12 protein-coding genes are annotated in these 13075 nt (G+C 62.1%); 5 read left to right on the top strand and 7 right to left on the bottom strand.

Annotation, left to right across the window (positions count from 1 at the left end; genetic code table 11):
* Positions 1 to 47: 47 nt before the first annotated feature.
* The gene (locus tag ATY78_RS22245; RefSeq protein ID WP_088684463.1) at positions 48 to 1631 is read right to left on the bottom strand and encodes a peptide chain release factor 3; all 1584 of its coding nucleotides are present in this window, start codon (positions 1629 to 1631) and stop codon (positions 48 to 50) included.
* Between the two features lie 90 nt (positions 1632 to 1721).
* Between ATY78_RS22245 and dut the strand changes: the two genes are divergently transcribed.
* Both dut and ATY78_RS22235 read left to right on the top strand, forming a co-directional pair.
* A complete protein-coding gene (dut, locus tag ATY78_RS22240; protein ID WP_088684462.1) occupies positions 1722 to 2192 on the top strand; it encodes a dUTP diphosphatase in 471 nt (156 codons plus the stop codon).
* Entirely contained in the window at positions 2192 to 3091 is a 900-nt protein-coding gene (locus ATY78_RS22235) for a GNAT family N-acetyltransferase (protein ID WP_088684461.1), read from the top strand. The genes dut and ATY78_RS22235 overlap by 1 nt, the downstream gene beginning before the upstream one ends.
* Before the next feature lie 19 nt (positions 3092 to 3110).
* Here the strand turns inward: ATY78_RS22235 and ATY78_RS22230 are convergent, their stop codons facing one another.
* Positions 3111 to 3575 (bottom strand): Lrp/AsnC family transcriptional regulator, encoded by a 465-nt coding sequence (locus tag ATY78_RS22230; protein WP_088684460.1) that lies wholly within the window; start codon positions 3573 to 3575, stop codon positions 3111 to 3113.
* Between the two features lie 112 nt (positions 3576 to 3687).
* On the opposite strand from ATY78_RS22230, the gene ATY78_RS22225 reads away from it, so the two are divergent.
* From ATY78_RS22225 to cysK, 3 genes are all read left to right on the top strand, one after another.
* Positions 3688 to 4590 (top strand): DMT family transporter, encoded by a 903-nt coding sequence (locus tag ATY78_RS22225; RefSeq protein WP_088684459.1) that lies wholly within the window; start codon positions 3688 to 3690, stop codon positions 4588 to 4590.
* A 133-nt stretch (positions 4591 to 4723) separates the two neighbouring features.
* Positions 4724 to 5341: a LysE family translocator gene (locus ATY78_RS22220; protein ID WP_088684605.1), complete on the top strand. Its 618-nt coding sequence runs from the start codon at positions 4724 to 4726 to the stop codon at positions 5339 to 5341.
* Between the two features lie 142 nt (positions 5342 to 5483).
* Positions 5484 to 6446, top strand: coding sequence for a cysteine synthase A (gene cysK, locus ATY78_RS22215; protein WP_088684458.1), 963 nt, complete (start codon positions 5484 to 5486; stop codon positions 6444 to 6446).
* Positions 6447 to 6655: 209 nt separating this feature from the next.
* On the opposite strand, the gene ATY78_RS28300 is transcribed toward cysK, so the two are convergent.
* The 5 genes from ATY78_RS28300 to ATY78_RS22190 form a co-directional block, all read right to left on the bottom strand.
* On the bottom strand, positions 6656 to 7465 hold the full coding sequence (locus tag ATY78_RS28300) for a hypothetical protein (protein ID WP_141105665.1): 810 nt from the start codon (positions 7463 to 7465) through the stop codon (positions 6656 to 6658).
* A gap of 191 nt (positions 7466 to 7656) precedes the next feature.
* The gene (locus ATY78_RS22205; protein WP_088684456.1) at positions 7657 to 9189 is read right to left on the bottom strand and encodes a YifB family Mg chelatase-like AAA ATPase; all 1533 of its coding nucleotides are present in this window, start codon (positions 9187 to 9189) and stop codon (positions 7657 to 7659) included.
* 181 nt (positions 9190 to 9370) lie between these two features.
* Positions 9371 to 10318 carry a glutathione synthase gene (gshB, locus tag ATY78_RS22200; RefSeq protein WP_088684455.1) on the bottom strand — a complete coding sequence of 316 codons (948 nt, stop codon included), beginning with the start codon at positions 10316 to 10318 and terminating at the stop codon, positions 9371 to 9373.
* Positions 10319 to 10423: 105 nt separating this feature from the next.
* Positions 10424 to 11446 (bottom strand): ABC transporter permease, encoded by a 1023-nt coding sequence (locus ATY78_RS22195; protein WP_088684454.1) that lies wholly within the window; start codon positions 11444 to 11446, stop codon positions 10424 to 10426.
* Positions 11430 to 12965, bottom strand: a complete 1536-nt coding sequence (locus ATY78_RS22190) for a sugar ABC transporter ATP-binding protein (RefSeq protein WP_088684453.1) — start codon at positions 12963 to 12965, stop codon at positions 11430 to 11432. The genes ATY78_RS22195 and ATY78_RS22190 overlap by 17 nt, the downstream gene beginning before the upstream one ends.
* Positions 12966 to 13075 lie beyond the last annotated feature (110 nt).

The raw sequence follows: 13075 nt of genomic DNA, 5'->3' as shown, positions 1-13075 counted from the left end.
CCTCAGGCTGAGGCTGGAGAGAGGGCGCGCGGATAATTGCCCTGGGCTCACGCCGCCTTGGCGGCGTGATATTCCTTGATCGCGACCATCTTGATCGCCGGATAACGCTCCGCCTCGTAACGCAGCGAGAATGCGTCCTGGGCGAGGAAGACCGGGTCGCCGTCGAGATCGCGGGCGATATCACCGCGTTTGACGGTGAGGAATTTGTCGAGATCGGCCGGCTGATCGGACGAGATCCAGCGGCAGACGGAGAAGCGCGACATTTCGAAGGAAACAGGCAGGCCGTATTCGGCCATCAGCCGTTCCTTCAGCACGTCGAGCTGCAGGGCGCCGACGACGCCGACGATCGCCGGCGAGCCGTCTTCCGGCGAGAACAGCTGGACGACGCCTTCCTCGGCCATCTGCTGCAGGGCTTCCTTGAGCTTCTTCGCCTTCATCGCATCTTCGAGGCGCACGCGGCGCAGGATTTCCGGCGAGAAGTTCGGCACGCCCTGGAAGACCAGCGATTCACCTTCGGTCAGCGTATCGCCGATCCTGAGCGTCCCGTGATTGGGAATGCCGACGACATCGCCGGCATAGGCGGTGTCGGCGAGCTGGCGCTGCGAAGCGAAGAAGAATTGCGGCGCCGTCAGGCCGAGCTGCTTGCCGGTGCGGGCGAGCCTCGCCTTCATGCCGCGCTCGAGCTTGCCGGAGCAGATGCGGGCAAAGGCGATACGGTCGCGATGGTTCGGGTCCATGTTCGCCTGGATCTTGAAGACGAAGGCCGTCATCTTGTCGTCGGTCGCGTGTACGGTCCTGGTATCGGCGACCTGGTCGCGCGGCGGCGGCGCGAAATCGCCGAGCGCGTTGATGAGGTCGCGAACGCCGTAATTGCGCAGCGCCGAGCCGAAGAAAACAGGCGTCATATGACCTTCCAGGAAGGACTGCCGGTCGAAGGGACGGCAGGCTTCGATCGCCAATTCCGTCTCGTCGACGAAGGCCTGGCGCTCGTTTTCCGGCAGCCTGTCGGCGATCGCCCGCGGGCCGTTGACCGGGGTCGTCTCCACTTCGGTGTCGGAACCGCGGGCGGTGCTGTTCGCCAGGTGATAGGAGCCGCAGAAGGTCTTCGAGCGGCCGATCGGCCAGGTGATCGGCGCCGTATCCAGCGCCAGCTTCTCTTCCACCTCATCGAGGATTTCGAAGGGATCGCGGCTTTCCCTATCCATCTTGTTGATGAAGGTGATGATCGGGATGTCGCGCATGCGGCAGACTTCGAAGAGCTTAAGCGTGCGCGGCTCGATGCCCTTGGCGGCATCGATGACCATGACGGCGGCATCGACGGCCGTCAGCGTGCGGTAGGTGTCGTCGGCGAAATCCTCGTGGCCTGGAGTATCGAGGATGTTGAAGACATTGTCGTTATATTCGAAGGTCATCACCGAGGTGACGACGGAGATACCACGCTCGCGCTCGATCTTCATCCAGTCGGAGCGCGTCTGCATGCGATCCTTCTTCGCCTTGACTTCGCCGGCAAGCTGAATGGCGCCGCCGAACAGCAGCAGCTTTTCGGTGAGCGTCGTCTTGCCCGCGTCCGGGTGGGCGATAATAGCGAATGTGCGGCGGCGGGAGACCGCCTCGGCGAGGCTTTCGGCCATGATGTGAATCCTGTGGAATTGCCGCTTAACTAGCGACTAACGCCCGGCTTTGCAATTGACCTTGCCCCCGCACGCGCAAAGTAATGGGCCATGACCATTCATCACGATCTCAGCCCGACGCTGAACCTCATCCGCCTGGCCAACGGCGAAGGCCTCGACCTGCCTGCCTATGAAAGCAAGGGAGCGGCCGGCATGGACCTGCGCGCCGCCGTTGCCGACCGCGAACCGCTGACGCTGCTGCCCGGCAAACGGGCGCTGGTGCCGACCGGCTTCATCTTCGAGATTCCCGAAGGGTTCGAAGGACAGGTGCGGCCCCGCTCCGGCCTTGCCTTCAAGCACGGCATCACCTGCCTGAATTCGCCGGGCACCATCGACAGCGACTATCGCGGCGAGGTGAAGGTGCTGCTCGCCAATCTCGGCGAGGAAGCCTTCATCATCGAGCGCGGCATGCGCATCGCCCAGATGGTGATCGCGCCAGTGACCCAGGCGCGGGTGGCCGAGATCACAGAGGCCAGCGAAACCGCGCGCGGCGCAGGCGGCTTCGGCTCCACTGGCGTGTGATGGCACAGCGCCTCGACAGCGCGGGCCTGAGCTTTCGTCAGGATTATTTCGCCGATCCCGCCGGCTGGTCGGCGCTGGTTCGCCTGCTTCAGGATATTTTCGGCATCGATATCGGGCCGCTGAAACAGCTTGGCGGCCCCGATCCCACCAGCATGCCCTTCGGCTGGTTCGATGCCAAAGGCGAGCTTGCCGCCAATATCTCGGCCTTCGCGCTGCCCTTCGTCATCAACGGCCGGAACGTCCATGCCGCCGGGCTGCAATCCGGCGCGGTGCGTCCGCCATGGCGCGGCCGCGGGCTCTACCGCGACCTGACGGTAAAAGCGCTCGACTGGTGCGACCGGCAAGGTTTCGAAGCCGTCATCCTCTATACCGACAAGCCGTCGCTTTACGAACCTTATGGTTTTCGCTCGATACCATTGCATCGATACGAGGGCATAGCACCAGCGGCCTCTTCCGCGCTGCGGCCTGCGCGACTGCTTACACCGACCGATCCTGACGATCTTGCTCTTCTGCAATCGCTGCTGAAAGGACGGAGCCCGGTTTCGAATTCGCTGGCTGTGTCGAACAATGCGGCGATGTTCCTGATCAATACCCGCCTTGATCCCGATGTGCGGATCAGTTTTCTGCAAGATCAGCAGACGGCAATTGCCTGGAAGACGGACGAGTCGGGACGCTTCGGCCTCATCGATGTCGTTGCAACGGAGATACCGCCGCTTGCGATGATCCTCGGAGGATTGGAGGTCGCCCCGACCTCCATCGACGTGTTTTTCCGCCCGGACAGGCTCGATTGGGACGGTGTTCCGCACCCCTTCGAGAGCGGGACCGTGCTGATGGTGCGCGGCCTTGGCGACACCAGCGTGGATTTTCCGGCAATGCTCTCGCCGATGGCGGATTTTTAAGGCCCGGCTCAGCCAGCTCCTACATTTTCCGTGAAAGCGGCGGCAGGCGGCGTTTGACGGGCGACGACTTGATCATCGAGGTGTTGGTCTCCGCCTTTTCCGCGACCCTGTCCAGAATGCCGTCCAGTTCACCCATGGAACGGACGACCAAGCGGGCGATGAAGCAATCCTCGCCCGTCACCTTGTCGCATTCGACGATTTCGGGAATGTCCTGGATGATGCGCTCGACGATATGCAGCTGTCCCGGCAGCGGGCGCACCCGCACGATCGCCTGCAGGGGATAACCGACGGCGGCGGGATCGAGATCGATGGTGAAGGCCTTGATGACGCCGCGCTCCTCCAGCCGCCGCAGGCGCTCGGCGGCACTCGGCGAGGAGAGGCCTGCCTCCTGCGCCAATTCCTTCAGCGAGATCCGCGCATTGCCGGCCAGCGCCTCCAGAATGGCCTGATCGACCTCATCGAGTGATTGCGCATCATTAGTCATTCTGATCACTTTTCATATTATTATTAGGCATTAAAGCAAATCTCCCTTTTCATCATTATATAAAAACGACTTCCTCCGCAATATTCTCCTATCGTCGAAAACGGAGGCGATCATGGGCAACGACATCAAAAGAGGCTCAGCGGAAATGACGGCGGCGATGCTGATCTCGGGGACGATCGGCTGGTTCGTCGTCATGTCCGGCCAGCCGGTCAGCGGCGTGGTCTTCTGGCGCTGCCTGTTCGGCGCGCTCACTCTGCTTGTGATCTGCGGGGTTCTCGGGCTGCTGCGGCCCGGCATCATCACGCTGCGCACCTTCGGCATCGCCGTCTTCGGCGGCGTCGCCATCGTGGTCAACTGGCTGCTGCTCTTCGCCTCCTATTCGCATGCGACGATCTCGGTCGCGACGACCGTCTACAATACCCAGCCCTTCATGCTGCTCGTGCTCGGCGCGCTCTTTCTCGGCGAGAAGATCACCGCCGCCAAGCTGTTCTGGCTGGCGCTCGCCTTCGCCGGGATGACGGCGATCGTGCAGGCGAAGCCCGGCGCGGGCAGCGATGCATTCGACGGCTACGGCCTCGGCATCCTGATGGCGCTTGGTGCGGCCTTCTTCTACGCGCTCGCGGCGCTGGCGGCGAAATGGCTGAAAGGCACGCCGCCGCATCTGATCGCGCTCATCCAGGTTGCGACCGGCATGCTGATGCTGGCGCCGATGACCGATTTTTCCCATCCGCCTGCCGATGCGGGAGGATGGGCGATACTGGTCACCATCGGCGTCGTCCATACCGGGCTGATGTATGTGCTGCTCTATGGCGCGATCCAGAGGCTGCCGACGCATCTGACAGGCGCCCTCTCCTTCCTCTATCCGATCGCCGCGATCCTCGTCGACCGGCTGGCTTTCGGCCACACGCTGCAGCCGATCCAGATATTAGGCGCCGCCACCATCCTGCTTGCCGCCGCCGGCATGAATCTCGGCTGGACGCCACGCTGGCTGCGGCCCCGGGCGCTTCAGAACTGAGCCAGGCATGTCGCATCGAATTTGGTTCCGCCAACCCATTCCTGATGGTTATGGACCGATCAGCGCCACGGCATTGATGAATGCCACGACGCCTGCTTATAGAGAAATCCACGCGAACCTCGTGGATATGAAGATGAGCCTGACCGCCTTGCTTGCCTATGCCGGAGCGCTGTTCATCGCCGCAGCCATTCCCGGACCGGGGATCACGGCGATCGTCGCCCGCGCGCTTGGCTCGAATTTTCGCGAGACCTTCTTCATGGGCCTCGGCCTGGTACTCGGCGACATGATCTACCTCACGGCGGTCATTCTCGGCCTTGCCTTCGTGGCGCAGACCTTCGTCGAGGTGTTCATCGCCATCAAGATCGCCGGCGCCCTCTATCTCGGCTATATCGCCTGGAAACTCTGGACGGCGGGACTGCTGCCGCATGACATTGCGGCAGGAAAATCCACCAATATCGGCATGTCCTTCCTTTCCGGCCTGCTGGTGACACTCGGCAATCCGAAGACGATGCTCTTTTACGTCGCCCTGGCGCCGACGCTGATCGATATCGGCAATATCGGGCTTAGCGATTACGCGATGCTGCTTGCCGCGACCTTCGTGGTGCTGATCGTCGTGCTGGTGCCCTATATGCTGCTTGCCTCACGCGCCCGCACGATGCTCAAGAAGCCGCGCGCCTTGCAGGCGCTGAACCGGGTGGCGGCCGGCATCCTCGCCGGCACGGCCGCCTTCATCGCCACGCGGGCGGCCTGAAATAAACATTCGGCAAGAAACGGTTTTCAAAGGTTTTTTTCTCCGCGCCCCGCGCCCCTGACGTGAACGCGGTCTGGCCTCATTCGGCTTTTGACCCTATTCTCCTCCCGATTTCAGAACCGTATTGCAAAGGGAGAGCACCATGTCGCACAAGCCCGGCCGCGGCCGCATCTATTCCTCGATCACCGAAACCATCGGCAACACGCCGCTCGTGCGCTTCGACAAGCTGGCGCGGGAAAAGGGCGTCGTGGCAAACCTGATCGGCAAGCTCGAATTCTTCAACCCGATCGCTTCCGTGAAAGACCGCATCGGCGTGGCGATGATAGAAAGCCTCGAAGCACAGGGCAAGATCACGCCTGGCAAAACGGTGCTGATCGAGCCGACGTCGGGCAATACGGGCATCGCACTCGCCTTCGCAGCCGCCGCCAAGGGCTACCGACTGATCCTCACCATGCCGGAGACGATGTCGGTCGAGCGCCGTAAGATGCTGGTGCTGCTCGGCGCCGAACTGGTGCTGACCGAAGGCCCGAAGGGCATGAAGGGCGCCATCGCCAAGGCCGAAGAGCTGGCCGCCTCCCTTCCCGACGCGATCATCCCGCAGCAGTTCGAAAATCCCGCGAACCCCGAGATCCACCGCCAGACGACGGCCGAGGAAATCTGGAACGATACGGACGGCACCGTCGATATCGTCGTCTCCGGCATCGGCACCGGCGGCACGATCACCGGCGTCGGCCAGGTGCTGAAAAGCCGCAAACCCGAGATCCAGATCATCGCCGTCGAGCCTGCCGATTCACCCATCCTCTCCGGCGGCAACCCCGGCCCGCACAAGATCCAGGGTATCGGCGCCGGCTTCGCGCCGAAGATCCTCGACACCGGCATCTATGACGAAGTCGTCACCGTGACCAATGACGAAGCCTTTCAGCAGGCGCGCCTCATCGCACGGCTCGAAGGCGTGCCGGTGGGGATTTCCTCGGGTGCGGCGCTAACGGCTGCGATCAAGGTCGGCAGCCGGCCGGAGAATGCAGGGAAGAATATCGTCATCATCATCCCGTCCTTTGCGGAGCGGTATTTGTCGACCGCGCTGTTTGAGGGGCTGGGGAACTGAGGCGGGATGCTGGCTGGGAATGGTCCCGGTCATTCATCTTTCCAGATATCGGGGCGCTTCGGCGCCCCGTCTTGTTGGGCCGCGGCGGTCAGGCGCTCATCGCATACGAAATCACCTATCGTAACTTGTTTTCTTGTGCGATCTGCTCCTCTTGGCTACTGCTTCGCATTGGCGTCGTGGATTGAAAGCCCCTCTACCGGTCACTCGGGCTATTTACCAAGGAGTCGCTGAAAGCCACCAAACTTCAGCACATCAAGGAAGTGCTTGAAGGTCGCAGTGCCGTTCTCGACGGACGTTATATGCATGTGCACCTTGTCGCCCTCGCTTCGATCTTCGCCAAGGTAAAACTGGCGAGGAAAGCTACGAGCACCTGTCATATCTACGAAGATCGAGAGCCCAAACAATTCGATAACGAAGCCATCGTCGTGCCCCGCCGGATGAGGTCTACCTATCTCCGTAACATCAATGCTCAATGAGCCGTCAGTCATCCAGTGCCGATAATACCCGAGGATCATTACACCAGTAGGATCACGACCGAACCTCCCCAGTGCATGAATGCTCGCTTCAAGCAGGGCATGACGATATGGATCGAGAGCAATTTTTGGGTGTCGCGGAGAGATAACGAACCGGTATATGCAGATCAGGATAGCCAGCCGCAGCTTTGCTGCATCAAAGGGCAACCAAATTCCTCGGTATTTTTCGGAGGGCGGCTCTTGCAGCTGTCGGTAATGGCACCCAATCCACGCCTCCACAAACTTGATTAATGCCGCGTCATATGGCCCCAGTGCTCTGTCGCAATCCGAGCACAATATACCGGGATCGAAGAAGAGAGTATTGCGCTCTCTATCGTTTTCTCGATGGTTCACATCGAGAAAGTGAAATGCAGGATTTCTCGGGTCATCGGTAACGAACTTGCGCAAGCCGTTTGGAAACAAATGAGCGTCGCAAAGCTTCTTTACTTCACCACACAGGTGGCAGGCAGCCACGACTTTGACAGGTTTATTTCGTCTCTGAGCCAAAAGTTGACAACCTAATATTTATTGGCGCCTAGCAATGCCGCCACCGCTTAATCATGCGAACCCTGCTCCGACTGATCGACGCGTAAGATTGACAATCACTCGCATTGCTGGCGGCGCCAGCAACGGGCACTCTCTCGGCAGCGCTGAAAACTTCAGGCCTTGGCGGGTAGGCGCTTCAGCGCCGCTTTCTCTCACGCCGCAGCCGTCAATCTCTCTCCTGCAATACGATAGGAGATCGCCTCAGCCAAATGCATACGGCCAACCGTCGGCTTATCATCAAGATCGGCAAGCGTGCGGGCGACCTTGAGGACGCGGTGGTAGCCGCGGGCGGAGAATTTCATTTTCTCGGCGGCGTCGCGCAGAAGCTGCAGGCCGCCGGCGTCGGGTTCGGCGAGTTTCTCGATCATCGATGTGGAGCAGCGGGCGTTGGTGCCGATGCCCTTTGCGCCGGCGCTTTCGAAGCGCTCCTGCTGGATTTCGCGGGCGCGGGCGACGCGGCGGGCGACGTCGGCGCTGGCTTCGGCCGCCATCGGGCGGATGAGATCGGCGGCAGAGACGGCGGGCACGTCGATGCGGATATCGATACGGTCCATCAGCGGGCCGGAGATACGGGCCTGGTAATCGCTCATGCAGCGCGGGCCGCGGGCGCAGGTATGGCCGGGCTCGCCCGCCATGCCGCAGCGGCAGGGGTTCATCGCCGCGATCAGCTGGAATTTGGCGGGATAGGAGACCCGGTGATTGGCCCGCGCGATGACGCATTCGCCGCCTTCGAGCGGCTGGCGCAACGCATCGAGGGCCTGCGGCGTGAATTCGGGAAACTCATCGAGGAAAAGTACACCGTGATGGGCAAGCGAGGCCTCGCCCGGCCGGGCGCGGATACCGCCGCCGACGAGAGCGGCCATGGTGGCGGAATGATGCGGGGTGCGGAAGGGACGGCGGTCGGAAAGCTTGCCGCCGGTGAGCTGGCCGGCAATGGAATGGACCATCGAAACTTCCAGCAGCTCGGCGGGCGAAAGCGGCGGCAGGATCGACGGCAGCCTTGCCGCCAGCATCGACTTGCCGGAACCGGGAGGACCGACCATCAACAGATTATGACCGCCGGCGGCCGCGACTTCGAGGGCGCGCTTGGCGCTTTCCTGGCCCTTGATCTCGGCGAGGTCAGGCAGGTTGGCGGCATTGGCGCGGATCGACGGCTCCGGCCTAGACAGTACCTGCGTGCCGCGGAAATGATTGGCAAGGGCGATCAGGCTGCGGGGCGCGAGAATATCGACATCGGCACCCGCCCAGGCGGCTTCCGCGCCGCTTTCGGCCGGGCAGATCAGCCCCTTGCCGAGCGCATTGGCGCCGATGGCGGCCGGCAGCGCGCCAGCAATGGCGGCGATCGTTCCATCGAGATTGAGCTCGCCGACGACGACAAAATCCGACAGCGCATCGGCGGGTATGGCGCCGAGGGCCGCCATCAGCGCGAGTGCGATCGGGAGATCGAAATGCGAGCCCTCTTTCGGCAAATCGGCGGGCGCCAGATTGACGGTCACCCGCTTGGCCGGCAGCGCCAGGCCGGAGGCGTGAAGGGCGGCCTGCACGCGCTCGCGGCTTTCGGCCACCGCCTTGTCGGGCAGGCCAACGATCTGCATTCCCACCTTGCCGGGCGCGATCATGACCTGGACCTCGACCGGCACGCCTTCGATACCCTGAAATGCGACCGTACTGACGCGCGCGACCATCCGCCTACCCCTTGCCCCTGCAAACTTTTACTTACCGCCCTGCGGCCTTAAGGCCAGCGGTTGCAATCTTGCATGGAAAATGGAATAAAACAAGAACGATAAAAGAACATATTCGGAGCAGTCGCCGTGACGCGGTTGTATCCGGCCACGGCAGCGAAGCGGGCGGGTAAAGGCCGCGATCTCAGCCGCGCTTGCGCTCGATCGCATCCCAAAGCAAGGCTGCGATATCGGCGCCGCCGAACTTCCTGACCTCGCGGATACCCGTCGGCGAAGTGACGTTGATCTCGGTCATGTAATCGCCGATCACATCGATGCCGACGAGCAGGAAGCCGCGCTCGCGCAACGCCGGGCCGATGCGGGCGCAGATCTCCTTTTCGCGCGGCGTCAGCTCGGTCGCCTCGGCGCGGCCGCCGACATGCATGTTGGAGCGGCTGTCGTGCTCGGCCGGTACGCGGTTGATCGCGCCGGCGAATTCGCCGTCGACCAGGATGATGCGCTTGTCGCCCTTGCGCACGTCGGGCAGATATTGCTGGGCGATGAAGGGCTCGCGGAAGAGCTGGCCGAACATTTCGAGCAGCGAGGAAAGGTTGCGGTCGTCGCGGGTCGAATGGAAGACGCCGGCGCCGCCATTGCCGTAAAGCGGCTTCAGGATGATATCGCCCATCTCGTCGCGGAAGCGGCGGATTTCGGCCGGGTCCTTGGTGATCAGTGTCTTCGGCATCAGGTCGGAAAATTCGGTGACGAAGATCTTCTCCGGTGAATTGCGCACCCAGGCCGGATCGTTGACGACGAGCGTCTTCGGATGGATGCGCTCGAGCAGATGCGTCGAGGTGATATAGGCCATATCGAAGGGCGGATCCTGGCGCAGCAGCACGACGTCCATGGTCGAGAGATCGACGCGCTCCGGCGCGCCAAGCTCGAAGTGATCGCCCTTGACGTCGCGCAGCACCATCGGCTCGACGGTGGCAAAGAGCTTGCCGTCACGGAAGCTCAGCCGCTCGGGCGTATAGTGGAACAGCCTGTAGCCGCGCGCCTGGGCTTCCAGGCTCATGGCGAAGGTGGAATCGCCTGCGATATTGATGCCGGCGACATGGTCCATCTGGACCGCTACATTGGTGATCTTGGCCATTTCCGTCCCTCGCTGAATGCCGGACAGATGTAGGTCGGCGAGATATCAAACGCAACGGCCAATCGGGGCTTCCGATCGGCCGTTATCCATGCTCGCATCTGCGGATCAACGCGTTTCGAGGATGCGCATCAGCCGGCCGCGATAGCTGTCGAGAATGACGGCGAGCACGATGACCGCACCTATGACGATCGGCTTGATGTTGTCGTCGGCACCGAGCAGCTGCAATCCCGTCGACAGCACCTGCAGAATGCAGGCACCCACCAGCGTGCCGATGATCGAGCCCTTGCCGCCGGAGAGGCTGGTGCCGCCGATGATGACGGCGGCGATGGCATTCAGCTCGTAGCCGATGCCGGCGACCGGGCTGCCGACATTGAGGCGGAGCAGATAGACCATGGCTGCGATGCCGGCGGTCAAGCCGGAGATCGTGAAGACCGCGATCTTGTATTTTTTCGGCGCATGGCCTGACAGCCGCACGGCCTCTTCATTGGTGCCGATCGCGAAGACGAAACGGCCGAAGACGGTATAGCGCAGCACGAACCAGCCGATGAGGACGACGACGATGGCAATCAGGAAGATCGAGGGGAAGATGCCCCAGAAGATCAGGTTGCCGAAATCGACGAAAGGCTGCGGCAGGCCGGTGATCGTGGAGTTATCGCTGACCACGCGCGCCAGGCCGCTCGCGACGTTCAGCATGCCGAGAGTGACGATGAAGGACGGCAGCTTCCACTTCTCGCAGATCCAGCCGTTGATGGCGCCAAGGGCGGCACCCGTGCCCATCGACGCGAGGCAGGCGAGAACGATTGCCTGCCATGGCGAAAACGCCGGATTGATCATGATCGTCGCGCCGATCACCGTGCAAAGGGCAAGCAGCGAGCCGACCGAAAGATCGATGCCGCCGACGAGGATGACGAAGGTCATGCCGGCGGCAAGCACGGTGTTGATGGCGATCTGCACGAAAATCTTCAGAAAGTTCTCCGGTGTGGCGAAATAGGGCGCCGTCGCCGAGAAAAACGCCAGGATCAGGATGAGGGCAATGGCGACGCCCGCTTCCTTCATCGAGATCCGGATGAGCTTGTCCCAGAAGCCCATCTCTTTCGCCTCGGTCTGTTTTTCAATGCTGGCGGACACGGCTGTACTCCTTGTAGGCGAGCGAAAGGATCCTGCTCTCGTCGAAATCTTCCCGGACTATTTCACCTGATATCTTGCCGTCGGAGAAGACGATGATGCGATGGCAGATGCCGATGAGCTCCGGCAGATCGGAAGACACGACGAGGACACCCTTGCCCTCGGCCGCGAACTTCCACAGAAGCTCATAGATCTCGGCCTTGGCGCCGACGTCGATGCCGCGGGTGGGTTCATCGAAAATCAGGACCTTGGGACCGCGAAACAGCCATTTGGCGATGACGACCTTCTGCTGGTTGCCGCCGGAAAACGTCCTGACGGCCTGGCGGATGGACGGGGTCTTGATCCTGAGCTCGCGTACCAGGCGCTCGGCGTGACCATCCTCCGCCTTGCCGCTGATCAGGCCATTGCGGGAGATCTTGGCGAGATCGGTGATGGTGGCGTTTTCGGCGCAGCTCATGTCGAGCATCAGGCCCTGCATCTTGCGGTCTTCGGTCGCGAGACACAGCCCGGCCGCAACGGCGTCCTTGGGCGAATTGATCTCGACCGGTTCGCCGTTCAGGCGGATTTCGCCGGCTGCCTTGGCGTCCGCGCCGAATATGGCGCGAACCGCCTCCGTCCGGCCGCTGCCGACGAGGCCGGCAATGCCGACGATTTCTCCCTTTGCCACGGAGAAGGACAGTTCCGGGCTGTTGCGCGTCACCTTCAGGCGGGAAACGCCGAGCGCCTCGCCGGATACGGCGCTGTCGCTGCGGAAGACGCCGTGATCGGAAAGCTTACGGCCGACCATGAGCTCGACGATGTCAGGAATGGCAAGCCCGGACAGCGGGCGGGTGATCACGTGCTGGCCGTCGCGCAGCACCGTCACATCGTCGCCGACTTCGAAGATCTCCTCCAGCCGGTGGGAGATGTAGAGCGTGGTGACGCCTCGGTTCTTCAGGCGCTTGAGAATTTCGAAGAGGCGGTCGACCTCCTTGGAGGTCAGGGTTGCCGTCGGTTCGTCGAGAACGAGAAGCTTGCTTTCGTAGCAAAGCGCCTTGGCGATCTCGACGAGCTGAAGCTGCGCGACGCTGAGGCGGCTCGCCAGCGTCGTCGGGGCGACGTCGAGGCCGACCTCTTCCAGGAGTTCGGAGGCCCTCTTGTTCATCGCCTTGTAGTTCACCAATCCATATCGGCGCGGCAGATGCTCGAAGAGCAGGTTTTCCGCGACCGTCAGGTTGGAAAGCGGATGCAATTCCTGGTGAATGACGCGGATGCCGGCCCTGAACGCCTCCAGGGGCGAGGACGGATGATATTGCTGGCCATCAAACAGGATGTGGCCGTCATCCGGCCGGAAGACGCCGCCGAGCAAATTGATCAGGGTCGATTTTCCCGCGCCGTTTTCACCGAGAAGAACGTGCCCCTTGCCGCGGCCGATCCGCATGGAAACATCCTTGAGCGCCACGACGCCGGGGAAGCGCTTGCCGATTCCTTCCAGCTTCAGGATGTCGTCATCTGGTGCGTCTGACACGTCGGCCTCATGCATGGTCTGTTCAATTCGGAATGTTGCAGCGCCGTTTATGCGTAAAGGGACACGCGGCGCACGTCCCGAGGCCGAAAGCAGGCCTCGTCGGGGACGGTTGGCGCCAGCCATCG

The organism is Rhizobium sp. R635 (assembly GCF_002211285.1).
GTDB lineage: Bacteria > Pseudomonadota > Alphaproteobacteria > Rhizobiales > Rhizobiaceae > Rhizobium.
This window is presented reverse-complemented; position numbering and strand designations above follow the sequence as displayed.

Excerpts from the sequence above, each read along its gene's own strand:
- ATY78_RS22205 (WP_088684456.1), bottom strand. The coding sequence starts at position 9,189 with ATGGTCGCGCGCGTCAGTACGGTCGCATTTCAGGGTATCGAAGGCGTG.
- ATY78_RS22190 (WP_088684453.1), bottom strand. The coding sequence starts at position 12,965 with ATGCATGAGGCCGACGTGTCAGACGCACCAGATGACGACATCCTGAAG.
- dut (WP_088684462.1), top strand. The coding sequence starts at position 1,722 with ATGACCATTCATCACGATCTCAGCCCGACGCTGAACCTCATCCGCCTG.
- ATY78_RS22235 (WP_088684461.1), top strand. The coding sequence starts at position 2,192 with ATGGCACAGCGCCTCGACAGCGCGGGCCTGAGCTTTCGTCAGGATTAT.
- gshB (WP_088684455.1), bottom strand. The coding sequence starts at position 10,318 with ATGGCCAAGATCACCAATGTAGCGGTCCAGATGGACCATGTCGCCGGC.
- ATY78_RS22245 (WP_088684463.1), bottom strand. The coding sequence starts at position 1,631 with ATGGCCGAAAGCCTCGCCGAGGCGGTCTCCCGCCGCCGCACATTCGCT.
- ATY78_RS22220 (WP_088684605.1), top strand. The coding sequence starts at position 4,724 with ATGAGCCTGACCGCCTTGCTTGCCTATGCCGGAGCGCTGTTCATCGCC.
- ATY78_RS22225 (WP_088684459.1), top strand. The coding sequence starts at position 3,688 with ATGGGCAACGACATCAAAAGAGGCTCAGCGGAAATGACGGCGGCGATG.
- ATY78_RS22230 (WP_088684460.1), bottom strand. The coding sequence starts at position 3,575 with ATGACTAATGATGCGCAATCACTCGATGAGGTCGATCAGGCCATTCTG.
- cysK (WP_088684458.1), top strand. The coding sequence starts at position 5,484 with ATGTCGCACAAGCCCGGCCGCGGCCGCATCTATTCCTCGATCACCGAA.